The organism is Streptomyces graminilatus (assembly GCF_001418565.1).
GTDB classification, from domain to species: domain Bacteria; phylum Actinomycetota; class Actinomycetes; order Streptomycetales; family Streptomycetaceae; genus Streptomyces; species Streptomyces graminilatus.
Genome location: NZ_LIQQ01000432.1, coordinates 1 through 3,726, shown reverse-complemented (window position 1 = coordinate 3,726; position 3,726 = coordinate 1). Strand labels below are relative to the sequence as shown.

The window sequence follows — 3,726 nt, the reverse complement described above, 5'->3', positions numbered from 1 at the left end:
GCGGGGGCCGCGGGCGGGGTCCCGAAGGCGGCCCGTACATAGTCCAGGGCGTGGTCGACGGCCGTGGTCGCGTCACCCTGGCCGTCCGAGCGGAGCCAGGAGCGCAGCGCGTTGTTGTGGGCGGCGACGACGGCCGCCGCGATCACGTCGGCCTGGAGCGTCCCGTGCGGCCGACCGGCGAAACGCCCGCGCAGATACGCGGCCAGGGCGCGCTCGTACCGCCAGACCACCGACAGCTCGGACGCGCGCAGCCCGGGGACCTTCTTGGTGAGCCGGTAGCGCTGGACGGAGAAGGCCGGGTTCTCGGCGTACAGCAGCAGCACCATGCGGGCCGCGTCGCACACCCGTCCGACCGGGTCGGTGTCCTCGGCGCTCTCGGCGCTCTCGGCCAGGTATGCCGTCATGTCGGCGAGGCACCGCTCGTGGTCGGGGAAGACCACGTCCTCCTTGGCGGGGAAGTAGCGGAAGAACGACCGGCGCCCGACCCCGGCCAGCGCCACGATGTCGTCCACGGTGGTCTGCTCGTAGCCACGCTCCAGGAACAACTGGAAGGCCGCCGCGACCAGGGCGTCCCGCATGGGCGGTTTGGTCATGCTCGGGAAACTAGCATCCGACCGGGGCCGATGGCACTCGGTGCGCCGTGTTCGGGGAACTGAGTGCCATCGGGAGTTCGACCAGGGTTCACGCGAGGGTGACCTCCACCGGCAGCTTCTTGATCCCGTTGACGAAGTTCGAGCGCACCCGGGGGACGTCCCCCGCCAGCCGGATGTCGGCGAGGCGCGGGATCAGCTCCTCGAACATGATCCGGATCTCGGTGCGGGCCAGCAGATTGCCCAGGCACAGATGCGGGCTGCCCTTGCCGAAGGTGACGTGGTCGTTGTCCTTGCGGGTGACGTCGAAGTCGTACGGATTGCCGAAGACTTCCTCGTCACGGTTGCCGGAGGCGAACCACATGACGACCTTGTCGCCCTCCTTGACCCGCTTGCCGCCCAGCTCGACGTCACGGGTCGCGGTGCGCCGGAAGTGGTAGACGGGGGACGCCCAGCGCAGGAACTCCTCGACCGCGCCCGGGATCAGCGAGGGGTCGGCCCGGAGGCGGGCGAGCTGCTCGGGGTGCTGGAGAAGGGCCAGCATGGAGTGGGTGATGGTGTGCCGGGTGGTCTCGTTGCCGGCGACCACCAGCAGCAGGAAGTAGTTGTCGAAGTCCTCCGGGGACAGCGGAACTCCGTCGCGCGGGGTGGTGTTGACGAGCTTCGAGACGAGGTCGTCGCCCTCGCCGCCGCGCCGCTGGCGCGCCAACTCCCGCCCGTACTCGAAGACTTCGAGCGAGGCGGGCGAACGGAACGGCAGATCGCGGTACTTCTCGCTCTCCGCGCTGTTCAGCAGGACGTCGGCGTAGTCGGGGTCGGTGTTGCCGATGATCCGGTTGCCCCAGTCGATGAGCTGCTGGTTGTCCTCCGGCGGAACGTCGAGCAGCCGGGCCAGGACGTTGATGGGGAAGTCGGCGGAGACCTCCTTGACGAAGTCGAAACTCCCCTTCGCCAGCGCCGCGTCGAGGGTCTGGGCGGTGAGCCCGCGCAGGAAGTCGGTGTAGCTGTTGATGACTCCCGCGCCGAACTGCCGCTGGATCACACTGCGCAGGGCCCGGTGCCGCACCCCGTCCAGCTCCAGGATGGAGGCGCGCTTCTTGATCTGGTCCTCGTCGACCTCTTCGAGGTTGACGAACTTCGCCGAGGTGAACGTCTCCGCGTCACGGTCGACGCGCGCGATGTCCGCGTGCCGGGTCACCGCCCAGAAACCGGAGTTGGGCGCCTCCTCGGGCTGCCAGTGCACCGGGTCCTCGTGGCGCAGGGTGTGGAACATCCGCCAGGGCGTCACCCCGTCGGTGAAGTTGTCGAGGTCGGCGAGGTCGACGGCGTCGAGGGGGAGGGGTTCTTGGGCGGCGGCGGAGGGGGGAAGCTCGGTCATCGAAGGCTCCGGGAAGGTCGTGCGGAAGCAATGGGGAAGGGATCGGCGGCGGCGATCAGAGGTGGTACGCGTACTCGGTGAACTCCCAGTCGGTGACGTGCCGTTGGAAGCGTTCGACCTCGTTGCGCTTGTAGGCGAGGAACGAGGCGACGAAGTCCTTGCCGAGCACCTCGGTCAGCGCGGTGTCCGCCTCCAGGGCGTCGAGGGCTTCCGGCAGGCTCATCGGCAGCACGGCGGACCTGTCGGCGTCGTAGCCGTAGCCCTCCAGTGGTGCCGAGGGCTCCTCCCCGGCCAGCACGCCGAGCAGCGCGGCGGCCACGGCCCCGGCGATCGCGAGGTACGGGTTGGCGCTGGCATCGCCGAGCCGCAGTTCGAGCCGGGCCCCGGAGCCGCGCTCGGGCGGTATCCGGACCATGGCGCTGCGGTTGTCGAGCCCCCAGTCGATCAGCCAGGGCGCGAGGGTGTCGGGACCGAAGCGCTTGTACGAGTTGACGGTCGGGTTGAGCAGCGCGGCGAGGGCGGGCGCGTGGGCGAGGAGACCGGCCGCCGCGTGCCGTGCCGTGGCGGACAGCCCGTACTGCCCCGAGGGATCGTCGAAGAGATTGCGTGCGCCGCCCGCCCCCTCGGCGGAGGGGTCGGATTCGCAGGAGAGGTGGAGGTGGAAGCCGGAGCCGCCCGCGTCGTTGAAGGGCTTCGCCATGAAGGTGGCGAGCCGGCCCTCCTTGCGTGCCAGTTCCTTGATCGCGGCCTTGAACCGGAAGGCCCGGTCGGCCGCCGACATGGCGTCCGAGTGCAGCAGGTTGATCTCGAACTGCCCGCCGTCGAACTCGTGGTTCCCGCTGAGCACGCCGATGTTCAGATCGCGTACGTGGCGCAGGGTGCGCAGGAGATGGTTGTCGGGGTCGGCCCGCAGACCGGCCGTGTAGACGACGCCCGAGTCCCGGTTGTACCGCTGCCAGCCGCCCGCGCCCCCCGGCGCCGCATCGCACAGGAAGTACTCCAGCTCGGGCCCGACGACGGGCCGCAGCCCGTGCTCGGCGCACCGGTCGAGGACGGCGCTGAGCAGGTCGCGGGGCGACTCGGGCGCGGGGGAGCCGGTCGCCGGGTCGATGACGTTCCCGAGGCAGACCGCGACGCCGGGCTCCCAGGGCAGGGCGACCAGGGTGGACAGGTCCGGCCGTACGGAGATGTCGGGCAGCCCCGCGTCCAGGCCGCCGCTGACCGGTACCACGTCACCCTGGGGGCTGGTGTGGTAGACGGCCCGGCAGAAGGCGAGCCCGTGCTCACAGGCGCGCGGCAGTTCGTCGACGAGGACGTCACGGGCGCGGTCGGTGCCGATGAGGTCGGGATAGACCACCCGGACCACGTCGATCCCCTCGGCGGTGAGCCGCTCGATGTGCCGGCGGACTTCTTGAAGGTCGATTGCGCTCACCGTTGTCTCCTCGGGCGGACGTCGGCACCTCCGGAACAGAGGTCCGGGAGGCGGGTGGCGTGGAGAGTGCGGCCAGGGCGCGCGGTGCGGACGGCGACCCCGGGCTCGTTGTTTGAGGCCAAACGGTATGGAGGAGTGGTCCGTCCCGCAAGGGGGTCGTGGAAAGAATTTATCCATCCGGATAGCTATTGACCAGACTCCGGCCACTTCCTATCTTGTTTGAAGCCAAACGAGTCAGGGGCCGGTTCTCCGGAAGGATCTCCAGCCCCTTTGGCCCGGGGCCCGGTCCGACACCGGTCGGGCCCCACCCCGCCTTACCTCTCACC

General features: G+C 70.0%; 3 protein-coding genes. All 3 read right to left on the bottom strand.

Annotation, left to right across the window (positions count from 1 at the left end; translation table 11 throughout):
• A partial coding sequence (locus AOK08_RS31560; protein ID WP_055532443.1) for a TetR family transcriptional regulator occupies positions 1-578 on the bottom strand: 578 nt, incomplete at its 3' end.
• Positions 579-681: 103 nt separating this feature from the next.
• Positions 682-1,968, bottom strand: coding sequence for a cytochrome P450 (locus AOK08_RS31555; protein WP_055532436.1), 1,287 nt, complete (start codon positions 1,966-1,968; stop codon positions 682-684).
• Between the two features lie 55 nt (positions 1,969-2,023).
• Positions 2,024-3,400 carry a glutamine synthetase family protein gene (locus AOK08_RS31550; protein ID WP_055532434.1) on the bottom strand — a complete coding sequence of 459 codons (1,377 nt, stop codon included), beginning with the start codon at positions 3,398-3,400 and terminating at the stop codon, positions 2,024-2,026.
• Positions 3,401-3,726: the final 326 nt, after the last annotated feature.

Excerpts from the sequence above, each read along its gene's own strand:
- AOK08_RS31555 (WP_055532436.1), bottom strand. The coding sequence starts at position 1,968 with ATGACCGAGCTTCCCCCCTCCGCCGCCGCCCAAGAACCCCTCCCCCTC.